At 58.7% G+C, this 14,770-nt stretch carries 10 protein-coding genes; 7 read left to right on the plus strand and 3 right to left on the minus strand.

Going from position 1 to position 14,770, the window contains the following annotated elements; all coding sequences use genetic code 11:
- Together ACIQV9_RS23170 and ACIQV9_RS23175 are read right to left on the minus strand one after the other, a co-directional pair.
- Positions 1 to 477, minus strand: a 477-nt coding sequence (locus tag ACIQV9_RS23170) for a ribonucleotide-diphosphate reductase subunit beta (RefSeq protein WP_403106418.1), incomplete at its 3' end; no start/stop codon positions are given.
- 542 nt (positions 478 to 1,019) lie between these two features.
- Entirely contained in the window at positions 1,020 to 1,283 is a 264-nt protein-coding gene (locus tag ACIQV9_RS23175; RefSeq protein WP_094471096.1) for a DUF2790 domain-containing protein, read from the minus strand.
- Positions 1,284 to 1,742: 459 nt separating this feature from the next.
- Here ACIQV9_RS23175 and acs point away from each other — a divergent pair, with 459 nt between their 5' ends.
- From acs to argR, 7 genes are all read left to right on the plus strand, one after another.
- Positions 1,743 to 3,698: an acetate--CoA ligase gene (acs, locus tag ACIQV9_RS23180; protein WP_109634109.1), complete on the plus strand. Its 1,956-nt coding sequence runs from the start codon at positions 1,743 to 1,745 to the stop codon at positions 3,696 to 3,698.
- 675 nt (positions 3,699 to 4,373) lie between these two features.
- The gene (locus ACIQV9_RS23185) at positions 4,374 to 5,147 is read left to right on the plus strand and encodes an ABC transporter substrate-binding protein (protein ID WP_403106421.1); all 774 of its coding nucleotides are present in this window, start codon (positions 4,374 to 4,376) and stop codon (positions 5,145 to 5,147) included.
- A 91-nt stretch (positions 5,148 to 5,238) separates the two neighbouring features.
- Complete coding sequence (locus tag ACIQV9_RS23190; protein WP_401362289.1) at positions 5,239 to 5,928, plus strand: ABC transporter permease; 690 nt, start codon at positions 5,239 to 5,241, stop codon at positions 5,926 to 5,928.
- Positions 5,925 to 6,623: an ABC transporter permease gene (locus tag ACIQV9_RS23195; protein ID WP_403106425.1), complete on the plus strand. Its 699-nt coding sequence runs from the start codon at positions 5,925 to 5,927 to the stop codon at positions 6,621 to 6,623. The genes ACIQV9_RS23190 and ACIQV9_RS23195 overlap by 4 nt, the downstream gene beginning before the upstream one ends.
- Before the next feature lies 1 nt (position 6,624).
- A complete protein-coding gene (locus tag ACIQV9_RS23200) occupies positions 6,625 to 7,737 on the plus strand; it encodes a M14 family metallopeptidase (protein WP_403106427.1) in 1,113 nt (370 codons plus the stop codon).
- A 27-nt stretch (positions 7,738 to 7,764) separates the two neighbouring features.
- Positions 7,765 to 8,529: an ABC transporter ATP-binding protein gene (locus tag ACIQV9_RS23205; protein ID WP_109634103.1), complete on the plus strand. Its 765-nt coding sequence runs from the start codon at positions 7,765 to 7,767 to the stop codon at positions 8,527 to 8,529.
- A gap of 247 nt (positions 8,530 to 8,776) precedes the next feature.
- The gene (argR, locus tag ACIQV9_RS23210) at positions 8,777 to 9,757 is read left to right on the plus strand and encodes a transcriptional regulator ArgR (RefSeq protein WP_403106429.1); all 981 of its coding nucleotides are present in this window, start codon (positions 8,777 to 8,779) and stop codon (positions 9,755 to 9,757) included.
- 2 nt (positions 9,758 to 9,759) lie between these two features.
- Here the strand turns inward: argR and ACIQV9_RS23215 are convergent, their stop codons facing one another.
- Positions 9,760 to 14,625 (minus strand): dermonecrotic toxin domain-containing protein, encoded by a 4,866-nt coding sequence (locus ACIQV9_RS23215; RefSeq protein WP_403106432.1) that lies wholly within the window; start codon positions 14,623 to 14,625, stop codon positions 9,760 to 9,762.
- Positions 14,626 to 14,770 lie beyond the last annotated feature (145 nt).

Here is a 14,770-nt window from a genome sequence, read left to right on the forward strand (position 1 = left end):
CAGGGAGACGCCGCAGGAAAAAAAGCCTCTGAATCGAATGACGATGCGGCGTTCGTCGTCGGTCAGGCCTTCCGGGTCTTTCCAGAGGGCGATGTCGGCGGTCATGTTGACTTCTTGCGGCATCCAGTGGTTTGCGCAACCGTCCAGGTATTTCTGCCAGGCCCAGTCGTACTTGAAGGGTACGAGTTGGTTGAGGTCGGCGCGGCAGTTGATCATGCGCTTTTCGTCGACGGCGACGCGGGCGGAGGCGCCTTCGAGTTCGGCGAGGCCTTCGGCGATGTCGAGGTTGTCCAGGGCAGCTTTGGCACGGGCGATAGCGGCAGAGTCGGTCGCGGTGACGGCGCGAGCTTCTTGAGCGGCGACACCACCAGCGGTGTCGAGTCGGTCCATGTTGGCTTCAGTCGCGTGGCCGGCGTTTGCGCCTTTTACCACGGTCTCGCCGCTGTCTTCTTTGTCGAATTCGTCCCAGCTCAGCATGACGTGTCGTCTCCTGCGTGAGGGCCAGATGCCCGTGTGAAAACTGATTGGTTGGTTTTTCACACGGCCGTACTGGCCGCGTTGGATAGCGTTTTTTGCAGCGGTACACGCAGGCAAATAAACATAATTTTGTACGGGGTTCCGAGAGCCTCTGAGGGGCGCAGAAATCGGTGAGGACTTCGGCGTGGGCTTCAGACTGGCTTTTCGTCCCTGTAAGGGAATATTGCAGGCCCGTTTAAGCCGGCATTATAGGGAAATTTTTGCCGGCGTGGTGCGGCGAATCGGCTCATGGAGGGGCCGGAAGGGGTGGTTTTTGGAGCAAACCGAGGTATTACAGGGCTTTGACCGCTGTAGATTTTTTTTCGTTAATTTTGACGCTGAATCGAATTTGTTCAAAAAACAGCCAAAAACGGCGTTTTTCACTACATCTTGTGTTTTGCAAGGGGTTTCACCGCTTCAAAACACAACTGAGCCCGACCGAAGCCGGGCTGGAATCGACCGTTAGCGATCAGCTGACAAGGTCCGATTCGGTGCAGTCTGGATCAGCCGTTGGTGCAGCCGTTACCCATGATGCTGTAGCGCAGGATGTGGCGTTGACCTTGGGAGTCGTCGTATTCCATTTTCACCGGAACAACTTCGCACACATTGGGGACTTCACTCATGGAGATAACTTTGGCGACGTCCAGGTGAGTCGAGTAAGTGTATTCCTCGATGGCTGGTTTCTGCTGTGCGACATCAGTCGGGACCTCGTCTGCCATGGCGGTTGCGCACAGGCTGGAGAGGGCCAGAACTAATAAAGCTTTCATTTCAGATTTACCTTTTAGAGGTCGAATGGGGTCACGCAACCTTTTTGGGGTTGCGTGTGGAGCTTGATTAAAAGTTTTGGATTAACGGCCTTCGTGGGGGCTGTAACTTGGTTAATCACGTTGCCTTGTTGGCGAGACGGATTTTAGGCGTGGGGTGTCCATTCATATAGGTGGGGTTTTGATAAACACCTTTGACAGATCCTGTAACAATCCTCGAATAAGGTTGTGTTAACCGGTCGATTGCGATTTTGGTGATGTGGTTTTTCAGGTGGGCCGCGTTATCGTTCTTCGCGGGCAAGCCACGCTCCCACAGGGTTTGCGTCCATTTAGACAGCGCATTCCAGGCTTATCACGGTAATTTGTAGGGGCTTGTTACTACCATCGTCGAATGGTTCTATAGGCCCGGCCCGGCTACAACTGGGGGCATACAAAAACAACTATTCCACCGAGGTAAGAAAGATGAGTGCGGCTTCTCTGTATCCCGTTCGTCCCGAGGTTCTGGCCAATACGCTGACTGACGAGGCAACCTACAAAGCCATGTACCAGCAGTCGGTCGTCAATCCGGACGGCTTCTGGCGCGAGCAAGCCAAGCGCCTCGACTGGATCAAGCCTTTCACCACGGTGAAGCAGACCTCCTTCGACGATCACCATGTCGACATCAAATGGTTCGCCGACGGCACCCTCAACGTTTCCTACAATTGCCTCGACCGTCATCTGGCCGAGCGCGGCGATCAAGTCGCGATCATTTGGGAAGGGGATGACCCTGCCGAGAGCCGCAACATCACCTACCGCGAGCTGCACGAACAAGTCTGCAAGTTCGCCAACGCCTTGCGCGGCCAGGATGTGCACCGCGGCGACGTGGTGACTATCTATATGCCGATGATCCCCGAAGCCGTGGTCGCCATGCTGGCCTGCACCCGGATCGGCGCGATTCACTCGGTGGTGTTCGGTGGTTTCTCGCCGGAAGCCCTGGCCGGTCGCATCATCGACTGCAAATCCAAAGTGGTGATCACCGCTGACGAAGGCATTCGTGCCGGCAAGAAGATCCCGCTCAAGACCAACGTCGACGACGCGCTGACCAACCCGGAAACCAGCAGCATTCAGAAAGTCATCGTGTGCAAGCGCACCGGTGGCAACATCAAGTGGAACCAGCATCGCGACATTTGGTACGAAGACCTGATGAAAGTGGCGGGCAGTGTTTGCGCGCCGAAAGAGATGGGCGCCGAAGAAGCGCTGTTCATCCTTTACACCTCCGGTTCCACCGGCAAGCCGAAGGGCGTGCAGCACACCACGGGCGGTTACCTGCTTTACGCCGCCATGACCCACGAGCGTGTGTTCGACTACCGCCCGGGCGAAGTCTACTGGTGCACCGCCGACGTCGGCTGGGTCACCGGCCACACTTACATCGTCTACGGCCCGCTGGCCAATGGCGCGACCACCGTGCTGTTCGAAGGCGTGCCGAACTATCCGGACATCACCCGGGTGGCGAAGATCGTCGACAAGCACAAGGTCAATATCCTCTACACCGCACCGACTGCGATCCGCGCGATGATGGCGTCGGGCAAAGCCGCTGTTGAAGGCGCTGATGGCAGCAGCCTGCGTCTGTTGGGTTCGGTCGGTGAGCCGATCAACCCGGAAGCGTGGGACTGGTACTACAAGAATGTCGGCCAATCCCGTTGCCCGATCGTCGACACCTGGTGGCAGACCGAAACTGGCGGCAACATGATGAGCCCGTTACCGGGCGCTCACGGCCTCAAGCCGGGTTCGGCGGCACGTCCGTTCTTCGGCGTGGTGCCGGCGCTGGTGGATAACCTGGGCAACATCCTCGAAGGCGTTGCCGAGGGCAACCTGGTGATTCTCGATTCGTGGCCAGGCCAGGCGCGCACGCTGTATGGCGACCATGACCGCTTCGTCGATACCTACTTCAAGACCTTCCGTGGCATGTACTTCACCGGTGACGGTGCGCGTCGTGACGAAGACGGTTACTACTGGATTACCGGCCGCGTGGACGACGTGCTCAACGTGTCCGGCCACCGCATGGGCACCGCCGAGATTGAAAGCGCGATGGTCGCTCACCCGAAAGTCGCCGAAGCCGCAGTGGTGGGTGTGCCGCATGACATCAAGGGGCAGGGCATTTATGTCTACGTCACGTTGATCGGTGGCGAAGAGCCGAGCGAGCAGCTGCGACTTGAGCTGAAAAACTGGGTGCGTAAGGAAATCGGCCCGATTGCCTCGCCGGATGTCATCCAGTGGGCACCGGGTCTGCCGAAAACCCGTTCGGGCAAGATCATGCGCCGGATTCTGCGCAAGATTGCTACCGCCGAATACGATGGGTTGGGAGATATTTCCACCCTGGCCGATCCGGGTGTGGTGCAGCATTTGATTGATGAGCACAAGATCATGAACGTCGCGTAAGCGCTGATTCTTGAGTCATCGAAGCCCCGTCCGGCATTGCGCCGAGCGGGGCTTTTTCGTACCGATCGTTCCCATGCTCTGCGTGGGAATGCCGCCCGGGACGCTCCGCGTCCCTTACTGCATGTGACGCAGAGCGTCACTGGATGCATTCCCACGCGGAGCGTGTGAACGATCATCGGAATCAACATCGCCCAATAATTATCGGCTTCATCCGTAAGCCAATTCCCACTGTTACCCGCCACCCTTCAAGTTACTGAATGTGTAACCGCACGCTCCTAGACGGGGCATTGGGAAACGCCAACCCCCATTCCCGGGCCGCTGCAACCCCAATAAAAAATAAGACACAACGCTGCGCTTGCCGGATTAGAAGGGTTTGCCAATAATAGGCCCGCAATTTGCAATATAGATCGGTTCACTGTCTTTTGCTCTTGCATGAATTTGCAAGGCTGTCAACGCGCCCGGGCGGCTTTCTCGGTGCTTCTGTAATTAGTTGTCGCATTGAAGAAATATCGGCTTCGGGCCTGTCGTTAGAATGCCGATCACTCGCTCGTCGTTGCCTGTGTTGAAATTCGCACATGCGCTGTAGGACGCAGCATCGCTTACCGGTTCCACTCATTCGCATATTGGGCTGTCGCTCACTCTGCCGTTTTAGCCCTTTACCGATGGAGTCCCAAGATGAAGAAACTCATGCTGCTTGGCGCCCTGGCACTGTCCGTGCTGTCCCTGCCGACTTTCGCCGATGAAAAGCCTCTGAAAATCGGTATCGAAGCGGCTTACCCTCCGTTCGCTTCCAAAGCACCGGACGGCAGCATCGTTGGTTTCGACTACGACATCGGCAACGCCCTGTGCGAAGAGATGAAGGTCAAGTGCACTTGGGTCGAGCAAGAGTTCGACGGTCTGATCCCGGCGCTTAAAGTGCGCAAGATCGACGCGATCCTGTCGTCCATGTCGATCACTGAAGACCGCAAGAAATCCGTGGACTTCACCAACAAGTACTACAACACCCCGGCTCGCCTGGTCATGAAGGCCGGCACTCAAGTCAGCGAAGGCCTGGCCGAGTTGAAGGGCAAAAACATCGGCGTGCAACGTGGTTCGATCCACGAGCGTTTCGCCCGCGAAGTCCTGGCCCCGCTGGGTGCCGAGATCAAGCCTTACGGTTCGCAGAACGAAATCTACCTCGACGTGGCCGCTGGCCGCCTCGACGGCACCGTGGCAGACGCTACGCTGCTGGATGACGGTTTCCTGAAAACCGACGCCGGCAAAGGTTTCGCCTTCGTTGGCCCGGCCTTCACCGATGTCAAATACTTCGGCGACGGCGTGGGTATCGCGGTTCGCAAGGGCGACGCTCTGAAAGACAAGATCAACACCGCGATCGCGGCCATTCGCGAGAACGGCAAGTACAAGCAAATCCAGGACAAATACTTCGCCTTCGATATCTACGGCAAGTAACACGTCTCGGCGACAAGTCCGAAATGGCGCAAGCAACAGGATCTCTGAGGTTTGCGCCATTTTTTCATCCCCCTTTTCGAGGACCTGAATCATGTTGAAAGGCTACGGGGCTGTCATCCTCGATGGCGCATGGCTGACGCTTCAGCTCGCCTTGTCGTCCATGGTCCTGGCCATCTTTCTGGGTCTGATCGGCGTTGCGCTGCGTCTGTCCCCGATTCGCTGGCTGGCCTGGCTGGGCGACCTGTATTCCACGGTGATCCGCGGTATTCCCGATCTGGTACTGATCCTGCTGATTTTTTACGGCGGCCAGGACCTGCTCAACCGCGTGGCGCCGATGCTCGGCTTTGACGACTACATCGACCTGAACCCGCTGGCCGCCGGTATCGGCACCCTGGGCTTCATCTTCGGTGCGTACCTGTCGGAAACTTTCCGCGGCGCGTTCATGGCGATCCCCAAAGGGCAGGCTGAAGCCGGCATGGCCTACGGCATGAGCAGTTTTCAGGTGTTCTTCCGGGTATTGGTGCCGCAGATGATTCGCCTGGCGATTCCGGGCTTCACCAACAACTGGCTGGTACTGACCAAGGCCACCGCGCTGATTTCGGTGGTGGGTCTGCAAGACATGATGTTCAAGGCCAAGCAGGCGGCAGATGCCACCCGCGAGCCTTTCACCTTCTTCCTCGCAGTGGCGGCGATGTACCTGGTGATCACCAGTGTCTCGTTGCTGGCATTGCGTCACCTTGAGAAGCGCTACTCGGTAGGCGTAAGGGCGGCTGATCTATGATCTTCGACTACAACGTCATTTGGGAGGCCTTGCCGCTGTACTTCGGCGGCCTGGTGACCACCCTCAAATTGCTCGCGCTGTCGCTGTTCTTCGGCCTGCTGGCGGCACTGCCGCTGGGGCTGATGCGCGTCTCGAAGAACGCAGTCGTCAACATGACGGCCTGGCTCTTCACCTACGTGATCCGCGGCACGCCGATGCTGGTGCAGCTGTTTTTGATCTACTACGGGCTGGCGCAATTCGAAGCGGTACGTGAAAGCTTCTTGTGGCCATGGCTGTCCAGCGCGACGTTCTGTGCGTGCCTGGCCTTTGCGATCAACACCAGCGCCTATACCGCTGAAATCATCGCCGGCAGCCTGCGTGCCACGCCGAACGGTGAAATCGAAGCGGCCAAGGCCATGGGCATGTCGCGCTACAAAATGTACAAGCGCATCCTGCTGCCCTCGGCCCTGCGCCGGGCGCTGCCGCAGTACAGCAACGAAGTGATCATGATGCTGCAGACCACCAGTCTGGCGTCCATCGTGACCCTGATCGACATCACCGGCGCCGCGCGCACGGTCAACGCTCAGTTCTACTTGCCGTTTGAAGCCTACATCACGGCGGGTGTGTTCTACCTGTGCCTGACCTTCATTCTGGTGAAGCTGTTCAAACTGGCCGAGCGCCGCTGGCTGGGCTATCTGGCCCCGCGGAAGCACTGATATGGAACGCATCGATCATTCATTGCCGTGGAACCACCTGGGCAGCGAACGCCAGATTTCGGTGTTCCGCTTCGGCACGGGTGAGCGCAAGGCTTACATCCAGGCCAGCCTGCACGCCGATGAACTGCCGGGGATGCGCACGGCCTGGGAGCTGAAAAAGCGCCTGACCGAACTCGAAGCCCAAGGCTTGCTCAACGGCGTGATCGAACTGGTACCGGTGGCCAATCCACTGGGCCTCGGTCAACTGTTGCAAGGCAGCCATCAAGGTCGTTTCGAAGCGGGCAGCGGCAAGAACTTCAACCGGGATTTCGTCGAGCTAAGCGCGCCAGTGGCCGCCGCGGTGGAAGGGCGTCTGGGTGATGATCCGCACGCCAATATTCAGCTGATCCGTCAGGCCATGAGCGATGCGCTGGCCGCATTGCCGCCGGCCGCGAGTCAGCTGCAAGGCATGCAGCGCATCCTGCTCAGCCACGCTTGCACCGCTGATGTCGTGCTGGACTTGCATTGCGATACCGAAGCGGCGCTGCACATGTACGCCTTGCCGCAACACTGGCCGCAATGGCGTTCGCTCGCCGCGCACCTGAATGTGAAAGTGGGGCTGCTGGCGGAAGATTCCGGCGGCAGTTCCTTTGACGAGGCTTGCTCGCTGCCGTGGTTGCGACTGTCGCGTCAGTTTCCTGATGCACAAATCCCGCTGGCCTGCCTGGCGACTACCATTGAATTAGGTGGTCAGGCCGATACCGGTCGCGCTGAGGCCGAGGCGTACGCTGAAGGTATTCTGGCGTTCCTCGCCGAGCAGGGTCTGATCAGCGGCGAATGGCCGAAACCTGCGCAAGACGCTTGCGAAGGCCTGCCGTTCGAAGGCACTGAATTGCTGTTCGCGCCGCACCCTGGCGTGATCAGTTTCTTGCGTAAACCCGGCGAGTGGATCGAAGCCGGCGACGAGATTTTCGAAGTGATCGATCCGTTATCGGATCGGGTCAGCACGGTGTGTGCTGGTACGTCCGGGGTGCTGTTTGCCATTGAACGGCTGCGTTATGCCCAACCCGGTTTCTGGCTGGCCAAGGTGGCGGGGCGCGAAGCGCTGCGTCACGGGCGCTTGCTCAACGACTGACTGACTGTTTTTGTGAGAACCGACCGCATGTACAAACTTGAAGTCCAAGACCTGCATAAACGCTATGGCAGTCACGAAGTGCTCAAGGGCGTGTCCCTGAAAGCGGCGGCCGGCGATGTGATCAGCATCATCGGCTCCAGTGGCTCCGGCAAAAGTACTTTCCTGCGCTGCATCAACCTGCTCGAACAGCCGCACGCGGGCCGGATTCTGCTCAACAACGAAGAGCTGAAACTGGTGGCGAACAAGGACGGCGCGATGAAAGCGGCCGACCCGAAACAGCTGCAACGCATGCGTTCGCGCCTGTCGATGGTGTTCCAGCATTTCAACCTGTGGTCGCACATGACCGCGCTGGAAAACATCATGGAAGCGCCGGTTCACGTGCTGGGCATGTCCAAGGCCGAGGCCCGTGAAAAGGCCGAGCACTACCTGAACAAGGTGGGCGTGGCGCATCGTAAAGACGCTTACCCGGGCCACATGTCCGGCGGCGAGCAGCAGCGCGTGGCGATTGCCCGTGCGCTGGCGATGGAACCTGAGGTGATGCTGTTTGACGAACCGACGTCGGCACTCGACCCGGAACTGGTCGGCGACGTGCTGAAAGTGATGCAGGCCCTGGCGCTGGAAGGCCGGACCATGGTGGTGGTGACGCACGAAATGGGCTTCGCCCGTGAAGTGTCGAATCAGCTGGTGTTCCTGCACAAAGGCGTCGTTGAAGAAAGCGGCAACCCGCGCGAAGTGCTGGTCAATCCACAGTCTGAACGTTTGCAGCAATTCCTCTCGGGCAGCCTGAAGTAAAGCGAACTCCCGTTGCGCACCGGGATAGTGCATGCTTCGCAAATTAGAAGCTGACCCCGATCCCTGTAGGAGCGAGGCTTGCCCGCGAAGGCGGTGGTTCAGACAGCAATGATGTTGACTGATACACCGCTTTCGCGGGCAAGCCTCGCTCCTACAGGGAGTTGCTGCTGGTTTTGAGATTTGCGTTCATTTACGGGCTAGCATTGGCCCATGCCTTCATCACTGTTTTCGTTTCGGATTGCCCGCCATGACTGCCCATCGAATTGGTTTCCTGATTTGGCCCAGCACTAAAGCACTGACGCTTGCGCTGGCTGAGGAGGCCTTGCGTGTTGCCCAGCGTGTGCATCCGGATGTTGTCTACGAATTGTCGTTTTTGCAGGCCGAACCGCCGACCGAAGGCGCCTGGCAATTGCCGGGTGAACCGTGGGCCGGCAAGCTCGAAAACTTTCACAAACTGTTTCTGCTCGCCGATGAGCCGCCAACCACACTCGCACCGGCACTCAGTAGTTCGCTGAAACAACTGGTGCGTGCTGGCTGCGTGATCGGTGGTTTGTCTGCCGGTGTTTACCCGTTGGCGCAACTGGGTTTGCTCGACGGTTACCGCGCTGCCGTGCATTGGCGCTGGCAGGACGATTTCACTGAGCGTTTCCCTAAAGTCATCGCCACCAGTCATTTGTTTGACTGGGATCGTGATCGTCTGACCGCTTGCGGCGGCCTGTCGGTGCTCGACTTGCTGCTGGCGGTGCTGGCCCGTGATCACGGCGCCGAACTGGCCGGTGCCGTCTCCGAAGAACTGGTGGTCGAGCGCATCCGCGAGGGCGGCGAGCGCCAACGCATTCCATTGCAGAACCGCTTGGGCTCCAGCCATCCGAAGCTCACCCAAGCGGTGTTGCTGATGGAAGCGAATATCGAAGAACCGCTGACCACCGACGAAATCGCCCAGCACGTGTGCGTGTCCCGTCGACAACTGGAGCGGATCTTCAAGCAATACCTCAACCGTGTGCCGAGCCAGTACTACCTGGAACTGCGCCTGAACAAGGCCCGGCAAATGTTGATGCAAACCAGCAAGTCGATCATCCAGATCGGCCTGTCGTGTGGCTTCTCCTCGGGGCCGCATTTCTCCAGCGCCTACCGCAACTTCTTCGGCGCCACGCCGCGGGAAGATCGCAACCAGCGGCGCAGCAGCAGTCCATTCGAGTTGTCGTCGGTGCCGTCCGAACGCGGCTGATTTTACTCGTCGATCTCGGAACCCTCTGAGGTGGAAACCTGCATTTCACCTCGGTTGATGACCTCTTCCACACCAAAATCCGCACGGGTCAGTTCAAAGTAGCGGACCAGTCGCGCGAGGCTTTCCTCCGAAAACGGATTGCCTCTCAAGGTGATGTTTTCGGCAACCTCCACCGGTAATTCCAGCAAGTCGCTGGGCACCTCGGTAATCGCATTCATGCTCAAGTCGGCCCAGTCCAGGTCCGTCAGGTGAAGCAGGCCATCGGGTATGTCGGTGATGCCGGTGTCGTTGAGCAATACTGTCGACAGTTCCGGCATTTGACTCAGATCAGGCGTGCGTCCCAGCGGGTTGAAGCCTAGGTCGAGGTAGTCAAGCTGTTCCATTCCTGCCAATGCGCTTGCCGTCTCTGCTGACAGGCTGACCCGGCAATCGGGAAGCGACAGTGAGCGCAAGCGCCCCATTTTGAAGACCGAATCGGGAATGTCACCAAGGTCACACTCGCGCAGCCTCAGGCTCTTGAGGTTGGGAAAGGACTCGAGGAAACGCCCGAGTCGCGTAGCGCCCTCGGCACTGTGCACCTCCAGCGCGGAAACATGACTGAAATCTGCACTCAGGGCCGGCAGTTCTCCATTGATGACCGGACGAACCCTGAGTTCGAACGTCGGCTCAAGTGTGTCGTTGAAATCATCCAGTTCAGACTCACGTTGCCAGCACTTCTCAAGTGCCTGCTTGAATTCGTCTCGGTTGGCGTGCTCGGCAGCGAGTTGGTCGGCGCTGAACGCTTCGCCCGTCACGGCATGCCGGTCCGGAACATCGGCAGTCCACGCAGACAAATCATTTTTCAGTTGGGTGAGCTCTTCTTCAAGGCGTGTCAGATAGGTACGGCCATCCGCCAGAGTCCCCGGCAATTCGTAGACAAACTCGCTGGCCTGTTCGACTTCCATGCCGGGGTACAACGTCTTGACGCGATCAATATCTGCTTCGGGAGCATAGACGCCCATGTCGTAGGCGTTCTCGGAGTGGTGTTGCTTGATCAGTTCTCGGGCGCTGTTCGAAAGCGGGTTGTGGGTGAGGTGCAGGCCGCGCTTGTCGTACAGCGAGCTCTCGAATAACCCGGCAGGCAACTCGCTGATGCGGTTGTTCATCAGCAGGAGGGTTTCGAGCTTCGGGTGTTGCAGAGCGCTGGCCGGAATCCCTGTCAGGCGGGTGTCGCTCAGGTCCAGATGCACCAGTTCGCTCATCGTGTCGATGCGCGGCAGGGTTTCAAACGGATTTTTGTACAGGTCCAGCATCGCCAGTTTGTTCAATGACGTCAGCTTCGACCACGTGGCTGCGTCGACCTTGATGCCGCAATCGCTTAGCACCAGGGCGTGAAGGTTTGGCATTCGGCTGATGGGGTCGGGGAGCGTGGCCAGGGAAAATCGGCGCAGTTCCAGGCGACGCAGCCCGCTGAAGCCCTGCAGAAACGCGGGAATGCCCTGCACGCTGCGGGTGCCTTCCAAGGACAGTCGTGACACATGACTGAAGTCGGCATTCAGTGACGGCAAGTCACCGAGGATCGGCTCTTCAAACCTGAGCACATACTGAGTAACCCCCTCCGGTGTGTCGAAGTCCCGGTCGGACTGTCGCCGCCAGCTGCGCTGGATTTCCTGGGCCAGCAACCGGCGATTGTTTCGCTCGGCTTGTTGCTCCAGCTCGCTGAGCGGGCGCCCGGTTTCAGGATGAGCCGTGGGTGAGTCGCCGACCCAGGCGCGCAGGTCCTGATGCAGTCGGGCCAGCTCCCTCCTCAAACGTGAAAGTTCTACGCGAGCACCATCGGGATGAAGTTGCAGTGCCTGGACAATCGACTGCATTTCTTCCTGAGGCAGGTTGGGGTAAACCTCGCGAACCCGATCGTTGAGCGTCGGTGTCTCGCGGTTGACTCGAGCATAACCTTCAGCACCACCGGGCAGGCGCATGGTGGTCGGGTCATACAACGGTTTTCGATGGGGATTTTTTGCGTACAGCCTGCGTAAACCCGGTTGCTCCAGCGCGTGTTCGGCGATGCGCTGTTTAAGTGCTCGGGCGTCTGCGATCGAAGGGTTCAGCTTATTGCGTTGCGCATCCGGCAGCGCCCGGAACAGGGCCTGATAAAAATCCCCCGGCGTCGAACCATTGTCTTGGTCAACCTGGTAAGTCCCGTCTTCAGCGCGAATCAGTGTTTTTTGAATGGGCGCATCGGGCTGCCCAATGCTGTCGCGCAAGGTTCCCTCGGCAGAGTAGTCCCTCACTTCGATACGCAGTTCGGCTGGTAAATCCGGCAGTGAGTTCAGGCTTTGCAAGGCCAGTCGGTGGGTGTCGGTGGTGTCCAGCGCTTCGGCATAAAAGCCTTCACTCGCCCGGGTTGCGCGCACGGCTTCCATGGCTTTGAGCGCTGCGTCCTTGAGTCGCTGGGGCGTTCGGCCGTTGTGCAGCTGTTTCAGCTCGGTGCCGGACGCATTGCTTACCAGTTCTTCGGCGATATCGGTGGGTAGCCCCTGCACATCATCGAGCAGTCGCTGGACTCGCAGGTCATCGGTTTTTTCCAGCGCGCGATAACGCAGGTCGAACAGTGACTTGCGGTAGTTCCGGGCGAGTTCGGCGGTCCGTTGTCTGAAGGCCGACGTTTGGGCTTCCGGTGTCGGCATCGGCGTGTCGACAGGCCAGGCGTCGTAGCCGCTCAGCAGTTGATGTTGCAGGGTTACATCGGCCTTTCGGTAGTGCTCGGCTTGATCGCTGCCGATCTGCTCGATAAAGGTGTCAATGTCCCGGTTGATTCTGAAACGCTTGATCGTGTCGGTCAGCAGCGAAGGCGGGCGGTAATGTTCGGCATGCATTTCGCGCACGGCGTTGTCGTGGTAACCGCTGACCCGCAGGATCTGCTCGCGCTCGGCGTTGCTGAACGACTCGACATCCTGGCCGAGGCGACGCATGACCGTTTCCCGATCCCATTCCAGCGGTTGCTCCAGCTCGGTGTGCCAGGCGCCGTAGTTGTTGTGCAGTAAAGAAGGCTGATAGGCATCGGCCCGGGTCGGGTGCTCGATCTGATACGCGCCGGATGTGCCATCGGGTTTCACGGCATACAGTTTTCCTTCCAGGGGCAGCAGCGTCTTGCCCTCGTTGCGATAGAGGCCAAGCTGATCGGGTTTTGCGCCGTCGGGCAAACGCTGTGCTTGTTCGTAAGGTGTCAGATCCTGCTTCCAGTAGCGGATTTTTCCTTTCGGCGTTGCGACGGGTTTGAGCGGGTCGACCAGCGCGACCGCTTCGTGCGAAAGCAAACGGCTGAAGGCGCCGGCAGCAATCGCACCACCCACCGCGAATGTGCCCACTTGAACCACTGTTTCAGCGAGCGTAATCAGATGCCCGACCGCCTCTTTTTTCAGCCCTTCGGCCAATTCCACAATGCCTTCGAAGGTTTCGTCGAGTAACTGGTAGGCCATATAACCCAACATCACTTCGCCGAGAAACGGGACGAACGGCAATGCCACGAACGCCGCGATTTCAAGCAGCGTCGAAGCCACTTTGCTGAAGGCATCCCACAATGCCCATCGCGCGTTTCGGTCGGCAGAGGCGGTGGAGACAGCCAGCGTGCTGGCATCGTTGAGGATCTTGTTCAGTTGTCGCTGATAGAGATGATTCCACAGGTCCGCGCTGAACGGCGTCATCGAAAACCGCAGGTTGGGTCTGTCGATGGGCGTTTCGCGCCAGCTCGGCAGTGGGTCGCCCCGCTTGTGCTGATGCCAGGTCACGCGCTGGAGACGATGGTTGAGATCAGCGAAAAAATGGCCCCTTTCCTTGTGCTCGACGAAGCGGCTGAAGAACGTCTGGTAGGCGGGGGCGCGCAGCTTGCGGGTCAGTTCGGTCAGGAACGCCAGGGTGTTCGGGTATTCCTTGAGCGGATGCTCCGGATCGTCGGGAATGTAGGCGATGATCCGTGTTCCCTTGCGTGCGCGCTCCAGGCTCGGCGCGAAAATGACAATCCCGGTCAGGGAGGAAGACATGATGGTCAGGTCATGACCGTACAGCGGTTGGCCATTGAGTCGCACCCCGGAACGTCCTTCCACAAGACGCAGGATCGAGACATAGGCGTCCTCTGAAATATCCTTGCGGATATGAGCCATTTGCAGCGCCGCTTTGAGTGCCGATTTGTGTGAGCTGATCACCTTTGGTTTCAACACCGCGCCGGCCACCGGGTTGGTCAGCCCCAGAGTGTCTTTGAGGTACGTGTTGTACCGGGCGCCGATGTCCAGTTCCCGGCACAGTCGCGCAAAGGCCGCGACGGTCAGCTTCTGATTGACCGCCGGCAGCGTATCGAACTGCCCGGCGGGCGACGGTTCGGTAATAAACGTCGAGGCGGACTCATAAGCATCAGCCGCCATTTCCGATTCCTGGAAGTTGTGCAGGGCGGCGTCGAGCAGCGACACGGTCCAGGTGCGCGCGGCGCCCGTCTTGATCCCGAACCAGGGCACGGTTTGCGGGATGTACAGGCGCAGGAAGGTGGTTTTAACGTCCAGTTCCAGATCAAACCGGGTTTTCAGGGCCACGCTTAGCAGGGTTTCGGCAAAGGCGCGTGCGCTTTGCAGCTTCGACAGCGTTGAGTCCAGTCGATTTCGCTGGGTCCAGTGTTCCTGGCTGAGCTTTTTCAGCGACTGGTGTTGCAGGGATGTCGCGGTGCCGTGCCAGTGCGGCGTGGCAAGCGAGGCGGTTTTGAGGGCGTCGCGTGTAGCGGGCGATGCTTCCAATACCCAGGTCGGCAGATTGTTGAACAGGTGATGGTAGTGATCGTCTGGTTGAGTGGCGGATTCATTGCCACCGACATTTGAAGGGCGATCGTTTTCGTGTCGACTCATGCGCTATTCCCTTAGCGTTTGGATGAGTCGCCAGCAAAACAGACGAAGATCGGTTTTGTGCGGTACATATTTACCGCACCGCTCGACAAGCCTGCCTATAACCTGTGCCGGCGGTTTAAACTGCGCCTTTGCGACCCTATATGTC

The sequence above is a fragment of the Pseudomonas sp. NPDC099000 genome (assembly GCF_044759925.1).
In the GTDB taxonomy this organism is placed as follows: domain Bacteria; phylum Pseudomonadota; class Gammaproteobacteria; order Pseudomonadales; family Pseudomonadaceae; genus Aquipseudomonas.